Here is a 21,591-nt window from a genome sequence, read left to right on the forward strand (position 1 = left end):
CGGACGCGCCCGCAGCCCCGGCGGCCCCGCCTGCCGCTCCTGCTGCGCCGCCGCACGCTCCGGAGCAGCCGGCGCCCCAGCCGCAGCCGGAGTACGCCCATGCGGGTGCGCCGCAGGCCGGCGTGCAGGGCCGGGCCGACGCGCACGGCCAGGCCGGTGCACAGGGGCAGACGGGCGTACAGGGTCACCCGGGCGGCTGGTACGACGGGCAGAGTCAGCAGCACCCGTCGCCTCCCTCGCCCCCGCAGGCACAGCCGTACCCGTACGGAGCACCGGCGGGCGGTGGTCCGGCGGGCGGCGGACCGATGGGCCCGACCGGCGTGTGGGCCGGCGGTCCGGACCCGTACGCACCGGCGCCCCGCAAGCGCGGCGGCGGCCTGGTGGCGATGGTGCTGGCGGCGACGCTCGTCGCGGGCGGCATCGGCGGCGGGATCGGCTACTGGGCGGCCAGCCGGGACGACAGCAGCAGCTCCACGACGGTCTCCTCCTCCGGCGACCCGAAGACGGAGAGCCGTACGCCCGGCTCCGTGGCCGACATCGCGGGCAAGGCGCTGCCGAGCGTCGTGACGATCGAGGCGCAGAGCGGCGGCGGCGAGGGCGGTACGGGCACCGGCTTCGTCTACGACAAGCAGGGCCACATCCTCACCAACAACCACGTCGTCGCGTCGGCCGCACAGGGCGGCGGCAAGCTGATGGCCACGTTCTCGGACGGCAAGCAGTACGACGCCGAGGTCGTGGGCCGGGCACAGGGCTACGACGTCGCGGTCATAAAGCTGAAGAACCCCTCGGGCGCGAAGCTCAACCCGATCCCCCTCGGGGACTCGGACAGGGCGGCGGTGGGCGACGCGACGATCGCCATCGGCGCGCCGTTCGGCCTGTCGGGCACGGTCACGACGGGCATCGTCAGCGCCAAGAAGCGTCCGGTGGCCTCCAGCGACGGCGGCGGCATGGGCAAGGCCTCGTACATGAGCGCCCTCCAGACGGACGCGTCCATCAACCCGGGCAACTCCGGCGGGCCGCTCCTCAACTCCCAGGGCGCGGTCATCGGCATCAACTCGGCCATCCAGTCCGCGAACAACGGCGGCGGCTTCGGCGGCGCCCAGCAGCAGGCCGGCAGCATCGGCCTCGGCTTCGCCATCCCGATCAACCAGGCCAAGAACGTCGCCGACCAGCTCATCAGGACCGGCCAGCCGGTCTACCCGGTCATCTCGGCCTCGGTGAACATGAAGGACGCCGGCGCGGGCGCCAAGATCGCCCCCACCGGCGACAACAACAGCCCGGCGGTGACCCCGGGCGGCCCGGCCGACAAGGCCGGCCTCAAGCCCGGCGACGTCATCACCAAGCTCGACGACACCGCCATCGACAGCGGCCCCACCCTCATCAGCGAGATCTGGACCCACAAGCCGGGCGACAAGGTCACCGTGACCTACACCCGCGACGGCAAGCAGTCCACGGCACAGATCACATTGGGCGAACGCAAGGGCGACAGCTGAGGCGATAGGCTTGCCCCCGCACCGCCGAGCACGAGCGGTGCGGGGAGAGTTGCCCGAGCGGCCTCGAAAACCGTAGTGGCGGCAACGTCACCGTGGGTTCGCATCCCACAGTCTTCGCCAGTACTGCAATAGCGCAGGTCAGAAGAGGTGTCCCGATCGGGGCGCCCCTTTCGTGTCTGGGGCCTGTCTCACCTTGTACCGCCGGTGTTCCCCGTCTGATGCGCGCGCGGACCAGGCGCGGACCAGGTTCGCGGTCGGACTCGGGGTGACGGTGTGCAGCTCGGCTGAAGAGGGCGCGGCCTGTGTCGGGTCAGCCCCAGTGCGCGGCGGCGACGGCGGCACCCGAGGCAAGGGAGGACGGCGGCCAGGCCGGTGGCAACGGCTACGCCCTCTTCACCTGGGCCGCCCCCACCGCCTAGGCAGACCCGTGAGCTGAGCGGTTGCCGATGTGCCGGTTGTGCTCTTGAGGTTGTCCATTTGGGCGCTTCTCCGTGGGCCGGTGGGGAGGCAGGTGCGGGCAGCGGCTTCCATTGCTGTCCGCACCCACCGGTTGCACCAGGCGTCGACCCGCCGCACGTGCAGGCGCCACCGGACCGACACCCTGCGCGTCCCGCGATCAGGCTGTGGTGAACGGCCCGTTCGTATCAGCCGAGACCAGGCTCGATCTTGCCGTGTGCCGTGGCGGGCATGTACTTCTTGCTGCCCTGGTAGTGCGCCTCGTAGCCGGATCCGACCGCGTGTACCCACAGCAGCGGGTCGAGGAGGTTCGATCCGCTGTCGAGGTGGGCTACACCGGTGGCGTCGGTTACCGCCATACCGATCTGACGGCCACTGACCGTGAAGGTGACCGGCTGCCCCTTGATCGGCTCACCGTCATTGGTGATGAGCGTTGCACTGATCTGGGCCTGTGCCTGGCCGAGCACAGTGCCCTTGACCGTCGCCGCGGTGAGTTGGGGGTACTCCTTCTCCTCGGTCTGCTGCGGCATCGGGTACGGGTACCCCTGTGGCGGATACGGGTAGCCCTGGGGCGGCATCGGGTACGGGTAGCCCTGCGGGGGATACGGGTACCCCTGAGGCGGCATCGGATACGGATAGCCCTGAGGCGGATACGGGTAGCCCGGTGGCTGTGGCGGATACGGCTGTGTCACCAGAGTGCTCCTCGTAGTCGTTGGAAACGACGGGGCCTTTCTTGCCCGGAATGGGCGTGACACTCACCCGTGTTCGTGCGCATATACCGAAACCACCAAACCACCCACACGAGGGATATAGCGCCTGGATCAGGCACTTCCGGCCAAGGTCGCAAGAGACCCTGTATGGCTGTTATCCGGGCAACGTGCAGCAATGCTTTTATGACGACCGTCATCGGAGCTAGTGCACATAACCGTGCAGTCCACCGCATTGGCTGGGCGGTGGACTGCACTGGTGTCGGGCGGAAGGGGGGATGGTTACGGCGTCTCGTCCGCCTCGGCCAGGCTGTGTTCGATGAACCCGATTCCGGCGGTGCTTTTGGCGAAGACGAGTTCGCCCCATCCCGCGTCGGGCAGGGCGCAGTCGACGAGGACCAGTGAGACGACTTCGGCGGGGCGGGCTCCGGCGTAGTGGATGCAGCCGAAGAAGCCCCGCAGGTGCCGGCCGCGGGGGTGCCTTGATCGGCGGCGGCGTCGAGGAGTTGCCGGGTGAGCTGAGGGCTGGGGAGCACCAGCAACCGCGATCGCCGGCCAGCACTCCACGACCGACCGTCGTGAAGGGTTCGAGCAGCCCCACCACCAGGACCACGCCCCCGGCCCGGCCGGCCCTGTCCGAGGCTCACGGCGCCCGCGAAGGCCGTGGTGGGTCGGGTGCTCTGTGGTGCAGAACGCTTCGCGTGCGGCGGGGAGTTCGCCTGCGGGAGGTGTACCAGCACCACCGCCGCTGACCCGTGGGCGGCTCAGGTCGTGACGAGGGAAAAGACATTGGCATAGTGGTTGCTGCCGGGACGTGGCTCAGGTGCACACGTGACGGACGACCACGCGGCTGCCCCGCCGTCGTGGCTGACTGTCTGTGGCATAGGAGCCATTGCGCGGCAAGTCTTGGCTCCCCTGCTGTGCGTTGCCGACTGCGGAGTCCGAGGCGGGGCAACACGGCACCTTGACGGGGCCGGTTAGCCGGGCCATCGTCTGTGCAACCAGACGCAACCGAGTAGGCAGGAGTCAAGGTCATGGCTCTACTGTTCTTCGGCAAGGACCCGAACACCAACGGCGATGACTGCCCGACGGTGTGGGTGGACGGCAAGAACGCCGACCTCGTGTTCCAGGGCTGGAAGACCGACGGCGAGACCGAAGACGAGTGCCGTACGGTGGGCCACATCCCCGACACGGAAGCAGTGATCCGGATTCCGGCGCGCATGGTGCCGCTGATCAGGAAGGCGTGTGATGAGGCCGAACAGCGTTCCGCCGTTCAGTGACCTGATCAAGGAGTGCCACCGGTCGGCCGTTCACCTTGAGCTGCGGGATACGTACAGCGTCGCCTCAGAGGCCGATGACTTCGCGGAATGGCAAGCCTGCGGACGGATCACGCCCGAGTCGGTGGAGCGCCGTCGCTCCTGGCTTGATCTGGTGCGAAGCACGGTCGCGCGCGGCGTGGAGATGCGTCGAGCCCGCGTGGTCTCTCTGCCTGTCAGTGAGTACATCCGCTACGAGCACGCCGGTACCTACCTGAACGTCGAGGCCGGGGAGAAGGTCCGTTGGCTGCCCAGAAGGGACGCGGCCACGCTCGCCCTGCCAGGCGCGGACTTCTGGCTGTTCGATGACCGGCTGATCCGCTTTGGACACTTCAGCGGTGAAGGCGCCTCCGCAGGGCACGAACTGTGCGACGACCCGGCAGTGGTAAAACTGTGCACTGAGGCGTTTGATGCGGTCTGGCAGCGCGCCACGCCCCACGAGGAGTTCGCCGTCTAACGGCGTTAGTGGACGAGCCAGTTCATGCCCAAATACCAGTCGTCGAGCGTCGAAGCAGCGCGCAAGGCAGTGGCGGCGAAGCTGCGTGAGGTCCGTCTCGACGCCGGGCTGACAGGGCATGAGCTGGCCGTACGATGCGGGTGGAACAAGTCCAAGTCCTCACGCGTCGAAAACGCGCGGACGCCTCCGTCCGACGCGGACATCCGGGCATGGTGCGCGGCATGCGATGCAGACGATCAGGCGGCCGACATCATTGCGGCGTCGCGCACTGCCGACTCCATGTATCTGGAGTGGAAGCGACTGCAGCGCACCGGCCTGCGGCGATTGCAGGAATCACGCATCCCGCTCTATGAGCGTACGAAGCTGCACCGAGGCTACGCGTCACATGTCGTGCCCGGCTTGTTCCAGACGCCCGCGTACGCGTCCGCACTGCTCTCAGTCATTCGCCGATTCCACGGCACACCGGACGACACTGCCGAAGCGGTCGACGCCCGTATGGCTCGCGCGCGCGTCCTCCAGGAGGCAGGGCACCGATTCACCTTGCTGATCGAGGAATCGGTGTTGCGCTACCAGGTCGGCGACGCCGAGACGATGGCCGGCCAGTTGGGGCACCTGCTGTCGGTCATGTCGCTCCCCGCTGTTTCTGTCGGGATCATCCCGTTCACGGCGCAAAGCCGCGGCATGTGGACCCTGGAGGGCTTCAACATCTTCGATGACGAGCGGGTCCATGTAGAGCTGCTGACGGCCCAGGTGACCGTCACTGCGCCGGGTGAGGTCGCGATGTACGTCAAGGCGTTCTCAGAGCTGCGGGACCTTGCCGTGTACGGGGCGCCGGCCCGAGCTGTGGTCACCGCAGCACTCGACTCGCTCCGATGAAGAACTCGCGTGCAACAACGTAGAACTCACTGGATGGTCGGACTTTCGTGCTCCTAGCGTGTCGTCATTCGGATGATGCGAGGAGCGGGGATGAGCACTCGTAGGACGACCATGTCATCGGCCCCTTACCTGGGGTTGCCGACCTTTGAGCCGCCGGAACCGGTCCCCGGTTGCGGTGAGTGCACGAGATTGGCGTCCACCCGGTTGGACGCCCGGACGGCGGGTGACTACACGACCGTCACGGACTGCGACATCCGGATGCGCAGGCACGCGGAGGGGCACCGGTGAGCCGGGTCTTTCGGTTCGAGCCGTACACGATCACGCAGGACGAGGCGGTGTGTCCGGAGTACACCGCGGAGTGTGTGGCCGGTGATGAGGAGGAGTGCGGTGCGCACTCCGGCCGCTTTGTCGACCGCGGGGCTGTCGAAGGGTGGATGTTCGAGCACAGTCGGGACACGGGGCACCGGCCGTTCCGGCGGACCTTCACTGATTATGCCGACGTCGACCAGGACCAGGGCCAGGAGCACGGCCGTGACCACGGCGAGCGGGTCGCGGGGGTCACGGTCGCCCACGGGTTCCCCGTCACTGCGTACGTGCTGATCATGGATCGTCTGGGGCGCATGTTGCTGGTGCATCCGGCGAAGGCCGGCGGGCCGTGGCATCTGCCGGGCGGGATCGTTGAACCGGGGGAATCGCCCCTCGACGCCGTCCGGCGGGAAGTCCGTGAAGAACTCGGCCTCACCTTCGATACGCACTCCTGGCAGTTCCTTGCTGTGGAGTGGCTGGAGGCCACCCGCGCGGGGCGGCGCGACCGGCTGTCGTTCCTCTTCACGGGACCGCGCTTGTACTCCGGCGACGACGTTCGCATCGTCCTGCAGCGCGAGGAGCTCGACGCGTGGCGCTGGGAGTACACCGGCTCCGCGCTTGAAATCCTCCATCCCCGATTGTCCGCGCGTGTCGCACGGGCCTTGCGTACGCATCGCGCCCATCCCGCCAGTTACCTGGAAGCCAGGACCGAGGAGGCCACACCATGACCGACTTTCCCGAACGCACTCTTCGGATCGGCACCCGCAGTTCCCCGATGGCGCTGGCCCAGGTCGAGCAGGTCTCGGCCCTGCTGCGCAAGCATGAGCCGGAGCTGAAGATCGACGTGGTGCCGGTGACCACGGAGGCGGACAAGTGGCAGGGCGACCTCGCCCAGCTCGGCGGCAAGGGCCTGTACGTCAAAGAGATCGACACCATGCTCCAGCGCGGTGATGTCGACATGGCCGTCCACTGCGTCAAAGACGTCCCAGGCGACCGACCCCTGCCGCAGGGGCTGATCTTCGCCGCGTACCTCCTCCGGGACGACGTGCGTGACGTCCTGCTCTTCCCGGACGGCTCCGACCGGCGGACCCTTGACGACCTCCCGCCGGGCGCGATCGTGGGCACCTCTGCCGTGCGGAGGAAGGCGCAGATCAACCGGGTGCGGCCCGATCTCAGCGTCGTACGGGTTCGCGGTGCGGTCGGCTCGCGGGTCGAGAAGCTCGACGGGAAGAGGAAGGTGGACGCCAAGCTGGATGCGATGGTCCTCGCCACCTCCGGCTTGGAGCGGCTTGGGATCGCTCACCGCGGGCGCCAGGTCTTCAGCGCGGACGAGATGCTGCCCGCGGTCGGTGCCGGCACCCTCGGCCTGGAGTGCCGCCGGGACGATGCGGCTGTGGCGGCGCTGCTGGCCCGGCTCAACGACGAGCGGACCTTGACCGAGATCACCGCCGAGCGCGTCATGCTCCACGGCCTGCGCGGCCACTGCAACAGCCCCATCGCCGGCCACTGCATCACCGACCCCGACGGCCGGCTCTCCCTCCGCGGCATGGTCTTCTCCCGCGACGGCTCCAAGTTCGTCCACGCCCACATCTGGGGCGAGAGCGACAACGACCCCGCCACCCTCGGCACCCGCGTCTGTGCCGAACTCCTTCGGCAGGGAGCTCGCGACATCATCGAGGGCATCCCGCACTGACCGCGGACGCAGACCGCCGGCGAACGCGCACCGCCCTGTACCACTCACATTCCAGCAGGAAGGAGTACGGGCAGATGGGTAAGAAGGAGTTCGAGAACGCGGGGGAGCCCTGGGACCCGCAGGCCAACCAGGATCAGGCGACCGATCCCGACACCCGTGTCTCGCAGAACGGCGACATGCACAGCTCGGCGGCCGACGACAAGGACCGGGAAGGGCGATGAAGCGAGGCGAGGATCTGATTCAGGATCTGAGAGCGCAGGGCTTCATGCGGTGCGAGACCACCCAGGACGGGAAGGCCGTGGTCATGCGCAAGCGCGACAGGTGGACCGTCGTCCCCCTGCGGTGGCTGACCGATGAGGCCGTGGACACGATCAAGGCTCAAGCCGGGATCAGCCTCGTCTGAGAAGACCCACGTCGGCGGAAGGTCGCTCGCGGACCAGGCGCGGACCACGGCCCCCGTTCGAACGGCTCAGACGGTAGGCTGTCCCCGCATCGTTCCAGGTGAATCGATGCGGGGAGAGTTGCCCGAGCGGCCTAAGGGAACGGTCTTGAAAACCGTCGTGGCAGCGATGTCACCGTGGGTTCAAATCCCACACTCTCCGCTGCCACTGCGTCAGCGCAGGTCAGAAGGGGCACCCCTGAACCGGGGTGCCCCATTCTCATGCCTGCGTGCGTGCGTCTCATGCGGGAGTGCGCGCGGGCGTGGCGTGCATCAGCCCGTTTTGCCCACCGGCACGTCCGCGGCCGAGAGCGTCGCCCGGATCCCGGCCTTGTCGACTCTCACGTCCCGCAGTTGCAGGTCATGCGCTTCCTTGGGGAGGGAGAAGGAGAAGGACAGGCGGTCCGTGAGTTCCGGGGGGCGGATGCGGGTGAGGGCGGTGATGAGGTGGGGGTCGATGCCGAGCTTGCGGAGGAGCCAGGGATGGTCGACGGCGGCGTCGATCAGGTTGAGGCGGGTGAGCTTCTCCACGAAGCGGGGGGCGCCCGTCAGGCGGTGCAGTTCCTCCTCGCTCCGCAGGGCCGCCGCGACGTCGGCGGGGGAGACGCCGAGCCGCTCCGCCAGGGCGGGCACCGAGAGCAGGGCCTTCGCGCGTGCCGCGTCGCGGCTGATGCGCTCGGCGGTCTCGTGGTGGAGAGTGAGGCCCTTGCCCTTGCCGGGGCGGTAGGTGGCGATGCCGGGCAGGTCCAGGCTCATGTCGTCGACGTTCGTCGACAGGCTGTGACCCCCTGAGAGCTGGAGCCGGGCCTGGGCCCGTACGCGCAGTTCCTGGCCCGCGATCGTCAGCTTTCCGGCGGCGTCGACCGCGTGGTCGTCGCGGCGGCTGAAGCGTACTTGGGAGGCGGCGAGTTCGCGGTTCATGTCGTCGAAGGAGAGCCGGACCTCGCCGTCGAGGTCGCCCACGACCGCGCCGCGTATGGACTTCGGGAGGCTTCCGGTGAGCCGGATGTCCTGGGCGCTCGCCCGGACCTCCGCGAGGGACACGCGGTCGGCGGCGACGTGCGGCACGGTGACGTCCACACGCTGCAGCCGCTTCTCCAGGACCTGGGTGAGGAACGGGAAGCCGTGGATGTCCACCTGGGGAGCTGCCGCGAGGTGGAGCTCCTGCTGGAGCTTCTGCTGTGCCTGCTTCTCCGCGTACATCTGTGCGCAGCGGTCCGCCAGGACCAGGATCCCGGTGCAGAGGACGAGGGCGACCAGCAGCTTGAGGGCGCGGGGCACGGCCGCGAACGGGCTGCGGCGACGGCGGCGGCCGCGTTTGGCGCGGCGGTGGTTCGGCGGGGACCAGGCGTCGTCGTCCGGCTCCCCATGCTGTTCCGCTTCCGGGTAGGTGAGGCGGAGGGGGATGAGCGGGAGCGGCTCGGTACCGGGCCCCGGGTCGCCGTGGGGGGAGGGCTCGGGGTCGGCCAGTTCGGCCAGTTCTTCGTACGGGTTGGGGGGACGGGAAGGTATGCGTGTGGGGGTTCGCATCGCCATATCCCACCACGCGTGCTCCCCTCGCACGCAAGCGCTACCGGCAGTACGTCCGAAAACGTCACGGATGGCGGCGCCGAACTCCGCCTTGACGTGCACCTGCCCGACTGTCCACTGATCATGTACTGTTGCTCCCGGCCAGTTGGCAGAAAACCGTCCCAGGAGGTGAGACCCATTACCGCAGTGGCAGTCCGGGTGCTCTCTCCCCACGGTTGTACGGTCGCTCCTTCCCTCTAGCTGACCGGGTCGGCCCGCGAGAGCGCCCTTCGGTGATCCGGAAGGCTCTCATGGTTGATTCCTCGCCCCTCCTTTCCCTTTCTTCTTCTCCCTCGCTCTACCCCCGCGTCGTTTCCGAGCTCCGCACCGCCGGCTGCGTGTTCGCCGAGGACGAGGCCCGGCTCATCCTCTCCGCGGCGCGTACGGACGGCGAGGCCCGGAACATGGTCGCGCGTCGCGTGGCCGGGCTGCCGCTCGAACACGTCGTCGGCTGGGCCGAGTTCTGCGGGCTGCGCATAGCCGTCGACACGGGAGTCTTCGTGCCGCGCAGGCGTACGGAGTTCCTGGTCGGACAGGCGGCGGCGCTCGCCCTCGCGCTGCCCTCCGCCCGGCGCGCCGTGGTCGTCGACCTGTGCTGCGGCTCCGGCGCGGTGGGCGCTGCGCTGGCCACGGTGCTCGGTGACGTCGAGCTGCACGCGGCCGACATCGACCCCGCCGCGGTGCGGTGCGCCCGGCGGAACATCGGCTCCGGCGGCGCGGTCTACGAAGGTGATCTGTACGAGCCGCTGCCCCGGGAACTCCGGGGGCGGATAGACGTCCTCGTGGCCAACGCGCCCTACGTGCCCACCGGAGCCATCGCCCTCCTGCCCGGCGAGGCCCGCGATCACGAGGCGCGGGTGGCGCTGGACGGCGGGTCGGACGGGCTCGACGTGCAGCGGAGGGTCGCCGCGGCCGCCGCGGAGTGGCTCGCGCCCGGCGGGCACCTGCTCGTCGAGACGAGCGAGCGGCAGGCGGCGCGGACGGTCCGGACGTTCGAGGCGGCCGGACTGAGCGCGCAGGCCGTCGAGTGCGACGACCTGGACGCGACCGTGGTGGTGGGGACGGCGCCAGCTGCGGGGACGGCACCGACTGCAGGTACAGCAACGACTGCAGGGTTGGCACCGACCGCGGGGACGGGGCCGACCGTGAGGCCGACACCGACCGTGGGGCCGGACCCGGCCGGGTCGACAGGTCTCCTGTCGCGAGGCCGCGGTCCGGAGGGGCCGTACCGCGACAGGGCCGTTCCCGCAGGCCCCCCTCGGCGGCTTCCGCGGCGGCCTGCCTGACCGGTTACGCCCTCTCCTGCCCACCCCTCCCGGCCACGTTTACGGAATTGGCCGAAATTTCGCCGGAACGGTTCTGCTCTTGTGGCCCTTGGTCCTCAAGGGCTCTGTGAGGGGCGCGCGCCGAGGGACCGGGGAAGTGACAGGGTTTATTCCGGAGTGGTCATGCTTGCGAGGGAATGACGAGCGACGGGTGGTTCGCCGGGGATTCGGCGGGCAATCTTGAAGCGCGACGTCGAAACCTCGCCGGACGGTCGGCCAACCGCCCGGCGCTGCCGAGTAGTTATGGCTATTGGGCAGTAGTTCCGCTCAGCGTTCCGGAGGAATTGAAATGGCAAGCACCCGCACTGCTCGCGTCCTCACCACCGCCGCCGCCGTCCCCGTAGCGGCCGTCCTTCTCTCCGGCGTCGCCCACGCCTCGGACGACGGCAATGGCAACCAGGTGGCGAACCGGGGGTCGAACGCCGCTGCCGCGGCCGTCGTGGGGAGCGGCGTCGGGGGGAGCAACCACGGCAACTCCACCACCACGCAGCAGCAGGCCGTCGGCACCGGCGCCCAGAACCAGTCCAACACCGCGAGCGTCAACGGCCCTGCCCACACGGCCATCCGTCAGGACAACGTCACCATCATCTTCACCGACGACCGCTGGTAGACCGGGGCGGCCGGGTCCGGGCCCGGGGGTGGCACGGCCGGGGGTGGCTTATGTGACCGGGTGACCGGGACAGAGGGTCTGGTGGCGATGCGCGGCGGCACTCCGGTGCCGCCGCGCAGTCGTATCCCGCCACCCCACGGCCCTTGACCCCTTCCCCGAATCTGACAGATAGTCAGATTCGTAGGGAAGGGGGTTCCCCGTGCGTCCCGCCAGCGACGTCCACCACCAGCTCGACCTCCATCACCCGCTCGACATCCACCACCTGCTCAAGGCCTTCGAGGGCCGGCCCGCCGCCGTCTCCGCCTCCGCTCCCGACTCCGTCAACCTCCCCATGATCAGGCACTGGTGCGAGGCGATGGGCGACACCAACCCCGCCTACGCGGGTGACGGCGCGATCGCCCCGCCCGCCATGCTCCAGGCGTGGACGATGCCCGGGCTCTCCGGCACCGCCTCCGCCCGTACCCCCGCCTACGACGAGCTCTTCGCCCTGCTCGACGGCGCGGGCTACGGCGCGGTCGTCGCGACCGACTGCGAGCAGGAGTACGTACGCCCGCTCCGTCCCGGCGACCGGCTCACCTTCGACACGGTCATCGAGACCGTCTCACCCCGCAAGACCACGCGGCTCGGGGCCGGCTACTTCATCACCACGATGATGCGCGTGCGGGCAGCCGGCGAGCTCGTCGGCACCCACCGCTTCCGGATCCTCAAGTACGCACCGGCGCCCGCCGAGGCCGCCGGCCAGGCTCCTAGCGGGGCCGCGGCCCCGCTTCAGGCTCCTGTCCGGGCCTCCGCGTCCAGCCGTCCCGCACGCCCCCGCCCCGTGATCAACCGCGACAACGCCCCCTTCTGGGAAGGCGTCGCCGCGCACAAGCTGCTCATCCAGCGCTGCACGGCCTGCGGCACCCTCCGCTTCCCGTGGCTGCCGGGCTGCGGCCGCTGCGGCTCGCCCGAGTGGGGGGCCGTCGAGGCCCGCGGCTCCGGCACCGTCCACTCGTACGTCGTCGTGCACCACCCGCCCTTCCCCGCCTTCGACCCGCCGTACGCCGTCGCGCTCGTCGAACTCACCGAAGGCGTAAGGATGATCAGCAACATCACCGGCGTTCCGTACGACGGCGTGCGCATCGGAATGTCCGTCGAGCTGGAATTCATACGAGTGGACGGAGAATGGGAACTCCCGGTGTTCCGCGCCCGGTCCGGCGGGCCGGAAGGGGCGGCCGCATGACGCCCGGCGAAGAACTCCCGTCCCTCACCGTGCCCATCACCCGTACGCTCGTCATCGCGGGCGCCATCGCCTCCCGTGACTACCAGGACGTGCACCACGACGTCGAGGCGGCCCGGGCAAAGGGCACCCCTGACATCTTCATGAACATCCTCACCACCAATGGCCTGGTCGGTCGTTACGTCACCGATTACGTGACGGGTCATTCCGGTATGAAGGCCGTCCTCCGCAAGGTTTCGATCCGGCTCGGGGTGCCCAGCTATCCAGGCGACGTTCTGGTGCTGACCGGAAGGATCCTTTCCGTGAACGAGCGCACCTCCGTGAACGAGCACGCTCTCGCGACCGAGCGCACCATCGAGATCTCCGTCGTCGGTACGAACCGCCTCGGCCGCCACGTCACCGGCCGGGTAGTGGTCGACGCCCACCCCTTCCGCTCCCACCCCCTCCGTTCCCACTCCCTCCGCCCCCGGACCTCCCCGTGATCGGCGGCATCGCGGCCGTCGCCGGCATCGGCGCCACGGCCTTCACCAAGGACTCCGGCCGCAGCGAGCTCGCCCTGGCCGCCGAGGCCGTCCGCGCCGCCCTCGCCGACGCCGGGCTCGGGCCCCGCGACGTCGACGGCATGGTCACCTTCACCATGGACACCAGCCCCGAGATCACCGTCGCCCAGGCGGCCGGCATCGGCGAGCTGACCTTCTTCTCCCGCGTCCACTACGGCGGCGGCGCGGCCTGCGCCACCGTCCAGCAGGCGGCCCTCGCCGTCGCGGCCGGCCTCGCCGAGGTGGTGGTCTGCTACCGGGCCTTCAACGAGCGCTCCGGCCGCCGCTTCGGCGCCGGGGTGCAGTCGCGCGAGCCCTCGGCGGAGGGCGCGGCGCTCGGCTGGGGACTCCCGTACGGGCTGCTCACGCCGGCGTCCTGGGTCGCCATGGCCGCCCGCCGCTACCTGCACACGTACGGCCTGGAGCCGGAGGTCTTCGGGCACGTCGCCGTCACCGACCGCCGCCACGCCGCGACGAACCCGGCCGCGTACTTCCACGGCCGCCCGATCACCCTCGCCGACCACGCCGCGTCCCGCTGGATCGCCGAGCCGCTGCGGCTGCTCGACTGCTGCCAGGAGACGGACGGCGGCCAGGCCCTGGTCGTCACCTCCGTCGAGCGGGCCCGCACGCTCGCCCGGCCGCCCGCCGTGATCATCGCGGCGGCACAGGGCGCCGGCCGCGCGCAGGAGCAGATGACCAGTTACTACCGCGACGGCATCGACGGCCTTCCCGAGATGGGCGTCGTCGCCCGGCAGTTGTGGGGCAGCAGCGGCCTGGGGCCCGCGGACGTCGATGTGGCCGTCCTCTACGACCACTTCACGCCGTACGTGCTGATGCAGCTGGAGGAGTTCGGCTTCTGCGCGCCCGGCGAGGGCGGCGCGTTCGTGGAGTCGGACGTCCTGCCGCTGAACACGCACGGGGGCCAGCTGGGGGAGGCGTACCTCCACGGGATGAACGGCATCGCCGAGGCGGTGCGGCAGGTGCGCGGCACGGCCGTGAACCAGGTGCCGGACGCCGCCCGGGTACTGGTCACCGCAGGAACCGGAGTTCCCACGTCCGGGCTGCTTCTCGGGGCAGACGGATGAACGGAGGGCGTGTCACGGAACGGGGCCGGGCCCCCGCGCCTTTGACTCCGGGTATGGACCGACGAAGGAAGATCATCGGATATCTCCTCGCCCTTATGGCGGTGGTGGCCCAGTTGATCGTCGCCGAGCCCGCGGGCGCCGGTGACCGGGGCGATCCGCGCAACGAGGGGGCGTCCGTCTTCAAGGGCTGGGGCTTCGACACCTGCCAGGCCCCCGCGCTGACCACGCTCAGCGCGTGGAAGTCGTCGGACTACCGCGCCGTCGGCGTCTACTTCGCCGGCCGCGCCCGCGCCTGCCCGCGGCAGACGTATCTGAGCGAGCGGTGGCTGGAGGGCGCCGACGACCTCGGCTGGCGCATCCTGCCGATCTACGTGGGCTCCCAGTCTCCTTGCGTCCGGGCGTCCAACAAGAAGGGCTACCCCATCGGCTCCTACCCCTTCGACCAGGGCCAGACGGAGGGCGAGGAGGCCGTCTCCCGGGCGTCCGCGCTCGGCATCGACATCCACAGCCCCCTCTACCTCGACATGGAGGCGTACGACGACAAGGACGGCGACTGCGCCCGCACGACGCTGGCCTTCATCCGCGGCTGGGCGACGGCCGTGCGCAGCGCCGGCTACCTGCCGGGCTTCTACAGCAGCGCCGAGTCCGGGGTGCGGCACATGGACCGGGCCCGCCGCTCGGGCACGACATCGCTGCCCGACGTGCTGTGGTTCGCCCGCTGGCGGGTGGATCCCACGACGGACGAGGAGCCGTCGATCGGGCGCGGCGCCTGGCAGCCGCACCGCCGCATCCACCAGTACAAGGGGAACGTCACCGAGTCCCACGGCGGGCGGAAGCTGACCGTCGACCGCAATCTGGTGGACGCGCCGGTCGCGATCATCGAATGAGCGGACCGGCCGGGCGGGGACGGGGCTCCGTTCCCGGCCCGCTCCGACCGGGCGGCCTCTCGCCCCCGACCGGACCCCGAGTCCTCTCCCCCTCCGGGAGGTGGGGGCGGCCCCACCTGTACGACCTGAGGCGGATCGCGCTTCGGCACCTGCGGGCGATCCGCCGGGTACAGGTGCGCTCCTAGCGTTGAGGCATGACAGCAACCACGACGCCTGTGTGCACCAGCGCATCCACCGCCGTGTACCCGTCGTTCTCCTCCTACGTACGGGCACGCGGTCCGGTGCTGCAGCGCACCGCGCGCTCCCTGACCTCGAACCCGTGCGACGCGGAGGACCTGCTGCAGACCGCGCTCACCAAGACCTACCTGGCCTGGGAGCGGATCGAGGACCACCGGGCCCTGGACGGCTACGTGCGCCGTGCCCTGGTCAACACCCGCACCTCGCAGTGGCGCAAGCGCAAGGTCGACGAGTTCCCCTGCGACGAGCTGCCCGAGCCCTACGCGGCCCCGTCGGCGGACCCCGCGGAGCAGCAGGCGCTGCGCGACGCGATGTGGCGGGCCGTGCTGCGGCTGCCGGTGCGGCAGCGGGCCATGGTCGTCCTCAGGTATTACGAGGACCTCACCGAGGTGCAGACGGCCGAGCTGCTCGGCGTCTCCGTGGGCACGGTCAAGAGCGCGGTCTCGCGGGCGCTCGGGAAGCTCCGCGAGGATCCGGAGCTGGCCTGCGCGGCGTAGCCCGCGCGGGGCGTCCGGCACGGCCGAGTACGGGCCAGGGGCATGGCGCAGCATGGCGCGGGGTGGCGAAGGGTGGCGAAGGCCGGCCCGCATCCCTCGAACGGGTGGCTACTTGCTCGCGCGCCGCTGCTTTTACTGCCACCATGTCGTTCACTCGGCGGGATACTCCATAGTTGCGACTTCATATTTGCGCATGGACGTACCTCCGTTCGAAACCGGACCGGATGCCCGGCTCGAACAGAGGCGACGGCGATATGATCAATAGGGAGGGCGGCTAGCTGGTGATTGCGCTCAGCAATTGCTTGACCTTCGGTCCGCTGTTCCGCATGACGGAAGCGGCGGAGTGGATCAGGCAAGTGCCGGCGATGATCTCCAGGGTCAGCAGGCCCGCCGCATGGGGCTCCATCCTGGGTCCGTGGATCAGCGAGACGAAGATGACGGTGGCGGCGAGCTTTGTCACCGCCTTGTCGAGGCCCGCGCCGTCGGGCAGGCGCCTTGGCTCCCGGGTGCGCGCGACGGTGGCACCCGGCCCCCCAGCAGGGGGGTCATCGTTCGTGGTCATGTCAATCTCCTGTGTTAGGGATTCGGATTCCCCGCGAGTTTTCGAAGAGGCCGCGGGGCGTTCAGGCTATGGCCGAAGCAGCGATGGCCCCCCGTCGTACCGAGGTCGTTTCCGGCGTCGTTGACGGGGTTTCCGCAGGGCCTCATGGGCCGTTTTCCGCGCCTCCGCCAGGAGGTTTTCCGCTCTTCGGCTCATCGATGAATTCACTCGTTGGTGAGTATCCTGCTGTTGACGCTGCAGTACGTACGAGCAGGAAATACGACTAATCGCTTGGCAGGGATTCTGCGTTCGCCGGAATGCGGGGAGCCGTGCCGCGGCCGCCCCGCGTTGTCCCGATCACGTCGTCCGTGCATGCCCGGGGTAGTGACTTACCGCGAGATACCCCAGCACAATCAGCGGACGACACCCGCCGTACCAGGTCTTCGGGAGGACCCCGGTGCAGAGCACGATGCAGGACGTACCGCTCACAGTCACGCGCATCCTCGCCCATGGCGCGCTCGTGCACGGCGACGCCACGGTGACCACCTGGACCGGGGACGCCGAGCCACTGCGGCGCAGCTTCCGGGAGGTGGCCGAGCGGTCCGTCCAGCTGGCTCACGCGCTGCGCGACGAGCTCGGGGTGACCGGCGACCAGCGCGTCGCGACCCTCATGTGGAACAACAGCGACCACCTCGAGGCGTATCTCGCGATCCCCTCCATGGGCGCCGTCCTGCACACGCTGAACCTGCGGCTGCCCGTCGAGCAGCTCGTCTTCATCGTCAACCACGCCGCGGACCGCGTGGTCCTCGTCAACGGCTCGCTGCTGCCGCTGCTCGCGCCGCTCCTGCCGCACCTCCCCTCCGTCGAGCACGTGATCGTCTCGGGCCCCGGCGACCGCGCCGCGCTGGAGGGCTGCCGGCCCCGCGTGCACGAGTACGAGGAGCTGATCGCGGGCCGCCCCGTCTCCGGCTTCGACTGGCCGCAGCTCGACGAGCGGCAGGCCGCCGCCCTCTGCTACACCTCCGGCACCACCGGCGAGCCCAAGGGCGTGCTCTACAGCCACCGTTCGGTCTACCTCCACGCGATGGAGGTCAACGCGGCCTCGGCGTTCGGCCTGACGCCCGCCGACACCTGCCTGCCCGTAGTGCCGATGTTCCACGTGAACGCCTGGGGCCTGCCGCACGCCGCCTTCATGGCCGGTACGTCCCTGCTGATGCCCGACCGCTTCCTGCAGCCCGCGCCGCTCGCCGACATGATCGCCGCCGAGCGGCCCACCGTGTCCGCCGGCGTCCCCACCATCTGGGCGGGCCTGCTCGCCGAGCTCGACGCCCGGCCGCGGGACCTGTCCTCGCTGCGCACGGTCATCAGCGGCGGCTCCGCCGCGCCGCCCGCGATGATGCAGGGCTTCCACGAGCGCCACGGCGTGCGGATCGTGCAGGCCTGGGGGATGACGGAGACGTCGCCGCTGGGCTCGGTCGCCTACCCGCCGGCCGGTCTGAGCGAGGAGGAGGAGTGGCCCTACCGCGTCACCCAGGGCCGGCTGCCCTCCTCCGTGGAGGCCCGGCTGGCCGGTCCCGGCGGGGAACTCCTGCCCTGGGACGGCAAGTCGGCCGGCGAGCTGGAGGTGCGCGGGCCGTGGATCGCGGGCGCGTACTACGGCGGCGCGGCCGGCGAACCGCTCCGGCCCGAGGACAAGTTCAGCCCGGACGGCTGGCTGCGCACGGGCGATGTCGGCACGATCACCACCGACGGCTTCCTCACCCTCACCGACCGCGCCAAGGACGTGATCAAGTCCGGTGGTGAGTGGATCTCCTCCGTGGAGCTGGAGAACCACCTGATGGCCCACCCGGACGTCGCCGAGGCGGCCGTCGTGGCCGTCCCCGACGAGAAGTGGGGCGAGCGGCCCCTCGCCACGGTCGTCCTCAAGGACGGCAGCAGCGCGGACTACGCCGCCCTGCGGGCGTTCCTCGGCGAGCGGGTGGCCCGCTGGCAGCTGCCCGAGCGCTGGGCGTCGGTCGTGACCGTGCCGAAGACGTCGGTGGGCAAGTTCGACAAGAAGGTGCTGCGCAAGCAGTACGCGGACGGGGAGCTGGAGGTCACCGTCCTGGCGTAGCGGAGCGGGGCGGCCTCCGGTGTCCGGAGGCCGCCCCGTGAGCCGGTGAGTCGGCGAGTCAGCGGCTCTGAGTCGGGGAGTCAGCCGCTCTCTGCCGGCGTCCCCTGTCAGCGGCCCTTACGCGCCACCGCCGCGCCGCCCACCCAGCCGACGGCGATCGCCGCGGCCGCGATGGCGCACACGCCGTTCCAGCCCCAGTGGGCGTACGCGGGGCCCGCGACGGCGGACGCGCTCGCGCCGCCGATGAACGCCGTCACGACGTAGGCCGTGTTGGCCACCGCCGGCGTGCCGGTCGAGGCCAGCGCGCGCGTCTGGTTGGCGACCTGACCGGCCATCAGGCCGGCGTGGATGAACACGGCACCCGCGCACAGCGCCCACAGCTGGTGCCCGCCCAGCCAGAACAGCGGCAGCGAGACGGCCGCGAGGGCGTACGCCGCGGTGACGACCCGGGGCGCGCCGAAGCGGTCGATCAGTGTGCCCGAGACGGGCGCGACGGCGGTCGAGACGAGGCCGAACAGGCCGAAGAGGCCGGCGGACGCGGTGGACAGGTGGAACGGTTCGTCCGCCGTGAGCAGCAGGGCGAGCGTCGTCCAGAGGGAGCTCCAGGCGCCGAACAGGCCGCCCTGGCGCAGGCACGCCGCCCGCAGGTCGGCGGACGCGCGCAGCAGGCCCGGCAGCGCGGCGATGGCCTTGAGCGGCCGGGAGGCGCGGCGCGGGCGGGTCTCGGCCGGCAGGATCGCGGCGGTCAGCAGGCCGATGGCGACGGTCAGCGCGGCGGAGCCGAGGAAGACGGCGCGCCAGCCGTACGCCTGACCGGCGAGCGAGCCGAGGACGCGGGCGGCGACGATGCCGGTGAACAGCCCCGCCACCACCGCGGCCACGTGCCGGCCGCGCCGCTCGGCGGGCGCCCGCTCGGCGACGAGCGGCACGAGCAGCTGCGGGACGACCGTCGCGGCGCAGGCCACCAGGACGGCCGCGGCCAGCGCGGGCAGGCCGGGCGCGAACGTCGCCGCGACGAGGGCCGCGCCGGCCAGGGCGGACAGCACGGCCACGAGCCGGCGCCGGTCGGCGGTGTCGCCGAGCGGGGCGAAGACCAGCAGGCCGACGGCGTAACCGAGCTGGGCGACGGAGGCGATCCAGCCCGCCGCGGAGGGGGCGACGCCGAAGTCGCGGGCGATGAGGCCGAGGAGCGGGGCCGCGAGGTAGATGTTCGCGGCGGTGACGGCCGTGCAGAGGGAGATGACGGCGAGGAGGACCGCGTTGCCGGTGCGGGCCGGGGCGGGTGCGGCTGCGCTTACGGGTGCGTCTACGGGTGCGGGCGTGGGCGCAGGTGCGGGTGCGGGTGCTGTGGATGCGGACGTGGGTGTCGGCATGAGTGGTGGGTCCCCCTGGAGCCGTGCGGTGGAGCGGTGCGCTGGAGTGGTGCGGAGCGAAGTGAAGCTCTGCGTGCGTGCTGTAACCAACTGGTTGGTTGTAAGTTTCACGTGAAACAGAACGTGCTGTCAACCGAATAGTTGGTTACGCTGGGTGCATGGCAGCAGTGAGGGATCCCGAGGCCACCAAGGCGCGCATCTTCGCCGCGGCCACCGCCGAGTTCGCCGCCCACGGCATCGCCGGTGCGCGCGTCGACCGCATCGCCCGCGAGGCGAAGGCGAACAAGCAGCTCATCTACGCGTACTTCGGCGACAAGGCCGAGCTGTTCTCCCAGGTCCTCCAGCACGCGCTGCTGCAGCTCGCCTCCGCCGTGCCCGTCGACGCGGACGACCCCGACTGCTACGTCGACCGCCTCATGGAGTACCACCGGGCCCACCCCGAGCTGGTGCGGCTGCTCCTGTGGGAGGGCCTGGAGTACGGGAACGGGGAGATCCCGCACGAGGCGGAGCGGCGCGCCCGCTACGACGCCAAGGCCGAGGCCTTCGCCGCCGCGCAGGAGAAGGGGCGGGTCGACCGGGAGCTGCCGCCGCGGCACCTGCTCTTCATGATCAGCGCACTGGCCGGCTGGGCCACGGCCGTTCCCCAGTTCCGCCGGCTGCTCGTCGGCGGGGCGCAGGACGACCTGGCCGGGCTGCGGGAGTCCGTGCGGACGGCTGCGGCGCGGATCACCCGGCCGGCGGGGGAGCGGGCGCCCGGCCCGGCCGGGGAGGACTGACAGGACCGGCTCGCGGACTGACCCGGCGGGCCTGCTGTCTCGTCGGCGGATCCGTCTCGCTGACCTGCCGTCCCGTCGACCGCCCTGCCCCGTCGGCCGGTTCGTTCGCCCTCCGGATCAGTCCGTTCCGACCTTTGACAGCAGGTCCACGATCCGGCCCTGCACCTCCGCGCTGGTCGACCGCTCCGCCAGGAACAGCACCGTCTCTCCCGAAGCCAGCCGCGAGAACTGGGTCGGGTCGACGATCCCGGCCGAGGTGTAGACGACCAGCGGCGTGCGCTTGAGCAGGCCGTTGCCGCGGAGCCAGTCGACGATGCCCGCGCGGCGGCGCCGCACCTGCATCAGGTCCATCACGACCAGGTTCGGGCGCAGTTGCGTCGCCAGCGACACCGCCTCCGCGTCCGTCGCTGCCCGCGCGACCTGCATGCCGCGCTGCTCCAGCGTCGCCGTCAGCGCCTCCGCGACCGGCGCGTGCTCCTCGATCAGCAGCACGCGCGGCGGGTGCATCTCGCTGTCGCGCGGCGCCAGCGCCTTCAGCAGCACCGCCGGGTCCGCCCCGTAGGCCGCGTCCCGCGTCGCCTGCCCCAGCCCGGCTGTCACCAGCACGGGGACCTCGGCCGCGACGGCCGCCTCGCGCAGCGACTGCAGCGCGGTGCGGGTGATCGGGCCGGTCAGCGGGTCCACGAACAGCGCCGCCGGGTAGGCCGCGGTCTGTGCGTCGACCTCCTCGCGCGAGTGCACGAGCACCGGGCGGTAGCCGCGCTCGGTCAGCGCCGCCTCCGTGGACGGGTCCGGGGCCGGCCACACGAGGAGCCGGCGCGGGTTGTCGAGCGGCTCGGGCGGCAGCTCGTCGTCCATCGGGCGGCGCGGGGCGTTCATCACCTCGACCGCGCCGTTGGGGCCGTCGAGGGGCTCCGGGCCCTCCGAGCCCTCGTCCGGTGCTCCTATGGCGAACGCCCGCCCCTCCTGGGCGTCGAGCAGCGGCGGGCGCTGCGGCGCCGCCGGGGAGGCCGCGGCGGCGGCGCGCGGTGCCTGCTCCTGCTCCGGCTGCGGGGTGCGCTCGCGGTCGCCCTCGGC

22 protein-coding genes, 2 tRNA genes and 2 pseudogenes are annotated in these 21,591 nt (G+C 70.8%); 19 read left to right on the top strand and 7 right to left on the bottom strand.

Annotated elements, in window-relative coordinates; all coding sequences use genetic code 11:
* Nucleotides 1-224 (bottom strand): hypothetical protein (locus tag B7P34_RS27275; RefSeq protein WP_146166936.1); only part of this gene is annotated, 224 nt, incomplete at its 3' end.
* An 81-nt stretch (nt 225-305) separates the two neighbouring features.
* Here B7P34_RS27275 and B7P34_RS27280 point away from each other — a divergent pair.
* Both B7P34_RS27280 and B7P34_RS37030 read left to right on the top strand, forming a co-directional pair.
* Nucleotides 306-1,493 (top strand): S1C family serine protease, encoded by a 1,188-nt coding sequence (locus B7P34_RS27280; protein WP_106680783.1) that lies wholly within the window; start codon nt 306-308, stop codon nt 1,491-1,493.
* Between the two features lie 43 nt (nt 1,494-1,536).
* Nucleotides 1,537-1,613 (top strand) — tRNA-OTHER (locus tag B7P34_RS37030).
* A gap of 524 nt (nt 1,614-2,137) precedes the next feature.
* On the opposite strand, the gene B7P34_RS27285 is transcribed toward B7P34_RS37030, so the two are convergent.
* On the bottom strand, nt 2,138-2,479 hold the full coding sequence (locus B7P34_RS27285) for an Ig-like domain-containing protein (protein ID WP_189383084.1): 342 nt from the start codon (nt 2,477-2,479) through the stop codon (nt 2,138-2,140).
* 459 nt (nt 2,480-2,938) lie between these two features.
* On the bottom strand, nt 2,939-3,223 hold the full coding sequence (locus B7P34_RS36900) for a hypothetical protein (protein WP_146166937.1): 285 nt from the start codon (nt 3,221-3,223) through the stop codon (nt 2,939-2,941).
* A gap of 467 nt (nt 3,224-3,690) precedes the next feature.
* Between B7P34_RS36900 and B7P34_RS27290 the strand changes: the two genes are divergently transcribed.
* The 8 genes from B7P34_RS27290 (at nt 3,691) to B7P34_RS27325 (ending at nt 7,906) form a co-directional block, all read left to right on the top strand.
* A complete protein-coding gene (locus B7P34_RS27290; protein ID WP_106680787.1) occupies nt 3,691-3,936 on the top strand; it encodes a hypothetical protein in 246 nt (81 codons plus the stop codon).
* Complete coding sequence (locus B7P34_RS27295) at nt 3,905-4,429, top strand: DUF6879 family protein (protein WP_106680788.1); 525 nt, start codon at nt 3,905-3,907, stop codon at nt 4,427-4,429. Before B7P34_RS27290 ends, B7P34_RS27295 begins: the two co-directional genes overlap by 32 nt.
* Nucleotides 4,430-4,453: 24 nt before the next feature.
* A complete protein-coding gene (locus B7P34_RS27300; RefSeq protein WP_106680790.1) occupies nt 4,454-5,305 on the top strand; it encodes a helix-turn-helix domain-containing protein in 852 nt (283 codons plus the stop codon).
* Between the two features lie 284 nt (nt 5,306-5,589).
* Entirely contained in the window at nt 5,590-6,339 is a 750-nt protein-coding gene (locus B7P34_RS37680; protein ID WP_106680794.1) for an NUDIX domain-containing protein, read from the top strand.
* A complete protein-coding gene (hemC, locus tag B7P34_RS27315) occupies nt 6,336-7,304 on the top strand; it encodes a hydroxymethylbilane synthase (protein WP_106680796.1) in 969 nt (322 codons plus the stop codon). Before B7P34_RS37680 ends, hemC begins: the two co-directional genes overlap by 4 nt.
* A 74-nt stretch (nt 7,305-7,378) precedes the next feature.
* Nucleotides 7,379-7,525 carry a hypothetical protein gene (locus B7P34_RS37685; protein WP_168094569.1) on the top strand — a complete coding sequence of 49 codons (147 nt, stop codon included), beginning with the start codon at nt 7,379-7,381 and terminating at the stop codon, nt 7,523-7,525.
* Nucleotides 7,522-7,707: a hypothetical protein gene (locus tag B7P34_RS27320; RefSeq protein WP_106680798.1), complete on the top strand. Its 186-nt coding sequence runs from the start codon at nt 7,522-7,524 to the stop codon at nt 7,705-7,707. Before B7P34_RS37685 ends, B7P34_RS27320 begins: the two co-directional genes overlap by 4 nt.
* A 112-nt stretch (nt 7,708-7,819) precedes the next feature.
* Nucleotides 7,820-7,906, top strand: a tRNA-Ser gene (locus tag B7P34_RS27325).
* Nucleotides 7,907-8,016: 110 nt separating this feature from the next.
* Here the strand turns inward: B7P34_RS27325 and B7P34_RS27330 are convergent.
* Nucleotides 8,017-9,273: an LmeA family phospholipid-binding protein gene (locus tag B7P34_RS27330; RefSeq protein ID WP_106680814.1), complete on the bottom strand. Its 1,257-nt coding sequence runs from the start codon at nt 9,271-9,273 to the stop codon at nt 8,017-8,019.
* A 290-nt stretch (nt 9,274-9,563) separates the two neighbouring features.
* Here B7P34_RS27330 and B7P34_RS27335 point away from each other — a divergent pair.
* The 7 genes and pseudogenes from B7P34_RS27335 to B7P34_RS27365 form a co-directional block, all read left to right on the top strand.
* Nucleotides 9,564-10,382: pseudogene (locus B7P34_RS27335) on the top strand (putative protein N(5)-glutamine methyltransferase); the annotation flags it as partial.
* 544 nt (nt 10,383-10,926) lie between these two features.
* Complete coding sequence (locus tag B7P34_RS27340; RefSeq protein ID WP_106680801.1) at nt 10,927-11,247, top strand: hypothetical protein; 321 nt, start codon at nt 10,927-10,929, stop codon at nt 11,245-11,247.
* Nucleotides 11,248-11,446: 199 nt separating this feature from the next.
* A complete protein-coding gene (locus tag B7P34_RS27345; RefSeq protein ID WP_223268286.1) occupies nt 11,447-12,469 on the top strand; it encodes a bifunctional MaoC family dehydratase N-terminal/OB-fold nucleic acid binding domain-containing protein in 1,023 nt (340 codons plus the stop codon).
* Nucleotides 12,466-12,948: a MaoC/PaaZ C-terminal domain-containing protein gene (locus B7P34_RS27350; RefSeq protein ID WP_146166938.1), complete on the top strand. Its 483-nt coding sequence runs from the start codon at nt 12,466-12,468 to the stop codon at nt 12,946-12,948. Before B7P34_RS27345 ends, B7P34_RS27350 begins: the two co-directional genes overlap by 4 nt.
* Nucleotides 12,948-14,090: a lipid-transfer protein gene (locus B7P34_RS27355; protein WP_223268288.1), complete on the top strand. Its 1,143-nt coding sequence runs from the start codon at nt 12,948-12,950 to the stop codon at nt 14,088-14,090. Before B7P34_RS27350 ends, B7P34_RS27355 begins: the two co-directional genes overlap by 1 nt.
* A 53-nt stretch (nt 14,091-14,143) precedes the next feature.
* On the top strand, nt 14,144-14,977 hold the full coding sequence (locus B7P34_RS27360) for a DUF1906 domain-containing protein (RefSeq protein ID WP_223268287.1): 834 nt from the start codon (nt 14,144-14,146) through the stop codon (nt 14,975-14,977).
* Nucleotides 14,978-15,171: 194 nt separating this feature from the next.
* Nucleotides 15,172-15,711, top strand: coding sequence for a SigE family RNA polymerase sigma factor (locus B7P34_RS27365; RefSeq protein ID WP_106680805.1), 540 nt, complete (start codon nt 15,172-15,174; stop codon nt 15,709-15,711).
* 274 nt (nt 15,712-15,985) lie between these two features.
* On the opposite strand, the gene B7P34_RS27370 is transcribed toward B7P34_RS27365, so the two are convergent.
* Nucleotides 15,986-16,273 carry a hypothetical protein gene (locus B7P34_RS27370; RefSeq protein WP_106680807.1) on the bottom strand — a complete coding sequence of 96 codons (288 nt, stop codon included), beginning with the start codon at nt 16,271-16,273 and terminating at the stop codon, nt 15,986-15,988.
* 436 nt (nt 16,274-16,709) lie between these two features.
* Here B7P34_RS27370 and B7P34_RS27375 point away from each other — a divergent pair, with 436 nt between their 5' ends.
* Nucleotides 16,710-18,365 (top strand): long-chain fatty acid--CoA ligase, encoded by a 1,656-nt coding sequence (locus B7P34_RS27375; protein WP_106680809.1) that lies wholly within the window; start codon nt 16,710-16,712, stop codon nt 18,363-18,365.
* Between the two features lie 107 nt (nt 18,366-18,472).
* Here B7P34_RS27375 and B7P34_RS27380 read toward each other — a convergent pair whose 3' ends face one another.
* Nucleotides 18,473-19,738 carry an MFS transporter gene (locus B7P34_RS27380; protein ID WP_106680810.1) on the bottom strand — a complete coding sequence of 422 codons (1,266 nt, stop codon included), beginning with the start codon at nt 19,736-19,738 and terminating at the stop codon, nt 18,473-18,475.
* A 158-nt stretch (nt 19,739-19,896) separates the two neighbouring features.
* On the opposite strand from B7P34_RS27380, the gene B7P34_RS27385 reads away from it, so the two are divergent.
* Nucleotides 19,897-20,514 (top strand): TetR family transcriptional regulator, encoded by a 618-nt coding sequence (locus B7P34_RS27385; RefSeq protein ID WP_106680812.1) that lies wholly within the window; start codon nt 19,897-19,899, stop codon nt 20,512-20,514.
* A gap of 117 nt (nt 20,515-20,631) precedes the next feature.
* Here B7P34_RS27385 and B7P34_RS27390 read toward each other — a convergent pair.
* Nucleotides 20,632-21,591, bottom strand: a pseudogene (locus B7P34_RS27390) (response regulator); the annotation flags it as partial.

This window comes from Streptosporangium nondiastaticum, assembly GCF_003011965.1.
Lineage (GTDB): Bacteria > Actinomycetota > Actinomycetes > Streptomycetales > Streptomycetaceae > Streptomyces > Streptomyces nondiastaticus.